Source organism: Marinobacter xestospongiae (assembly GCF_023156385.1).
GTDB classification, from domain to species: Bacteria; Pseudomonadota; Gammaproteobacteria; order Pseudomonadales; family Oleiphilaceae; genus Marinobacter; species Marinobacter xestospongiae.
On record NZ_JAKZAK010000060.1, the window covers coordinates 1 to 1,270 of the forward strand.

At 45.9% G+C, this 1,270-nt stretch carries 1 protein-coding gene; it reads right to left on the reverse strand.

The window, feature by feature from the left end:
- Nucleotides 1-408: 408 nt before the first annotated feature.
- Complete coding sequence (locus tag MLD24_RS21460; protein ID WP_248169374.1) at nucleotides 409-1,035, reverse strand: hypothetical protein; 627 nt, start codon at nucleotides 1,033-1,035, stop codon at nucleotides 409-411.
- Nucleotides 1,036-1,270: the final 235 nt, after the last annotated feature.

Sequence of the window (1,270 nt, forward strand, 5' to 3'; positions counted from 1 at the left end):
CTTGCTCATGATTCTCCTCCTTGTGGAGATGATGAATCAGAGCTTAGGCACCTGTCCAAAATTTGGGGTCCACTTCATTGATTCACTCATGAGTGCTCCTAATGGTAGCTAACGAGGCTGTAGAAAAGCTCGTTCCGGTCTGGAGCTGGTCCTGGTAGTTGATCACGACCATCGAATGCTGGTCGTAGTTGTAGTGCCTGAATCGGGGCATGGGACGGGTCCTTGTCAGTCTGCAATATCCTGATGCTATCAGAGCGAGATGGTGGATTCCGGAACTGTTTCCACGGTATCAACGACAAGCTCAGAGGCATTTTATGGAGTGGAGCATTTGCGCAATAGTGAGCGTAGCGAGCGCACAAATGAGCCACGGAGCGAAACGTCCTTATTCAGCTTTTTTCTATTGGTATTTTACACATTTATTTCTAAAAATCTCCTTGCCGCAGCTACACCGGCATCAATATCCCAGCCAGGTGTCACGACCTCAAGCTGCTCTCGTGTAATATTGGCATCCGCTAATATCAGGGCCTTTAAATCATTATCATTAGGGGGGTTGCCATTTAAGCCGGGAGCATCTTGAGCATAAAGCCTTAAAGACTCAAGATCTTCGATACATAGTCCCCCAATTAAGTCTAGGGATTCAAAACCATCATCTTTATCATAGTTTGATCTTTGCCATTTCTCTCCATCCCAACCATAGACAAACCCAATCCATTCTCCATGCGGCATCGGATTTAGATCAAAACTCCACCAATCGGGAGCTCCCGCCAAAATATCCGTTTCCTCTTCTTCAAAATATTCTGCTGCCTTCCCGTAAAAGGTTTCTGTATATTCATGATCATGCCCGATCAAGATAGACTTATTCTTTTCTTTAAATCGAAGGCAAGCCCAATTACCACCGCCATCATGATAAAGCCATTGGGTACCAGTGGCATAAACATCATCTCCCCAACCTCTTGCAGCCATTACAGCGGCCAATGCGGCCCAACCTCCACGAAGTTCTTTTGGACTTAAAAAGTTTACTTTCACCAATGACATTTTTACTCTCTTTGCTTTGATCCATTTAGCCAGCAAAAGATCTACAATCTACATTATGTGCCGAAGAAAACAAATAACGATTAGCTTTACGGCGGCTGAAGCGGCAGCGTAAGCCGTCCCAGCCGCGTAAACGCGCGACGCAATCACTTGTTATTTTTTATCCTGATGTCAGACAATAACCGCAGCACTTTGAGATAACGAGGTGGAGGAAGGAGGGTCGCTGCCGGTACCCTCA

What these genes read in the sequence shown, in the direction of transcription:
- MLD24_RS21460 (WP_248169374.1), bottom strand. Translation starts at nt 1,035, where the DNA reads ATGTCATTGGTGAAAGTAAACTTTTTAAGTCCAAAAGAACTTCGTGGA.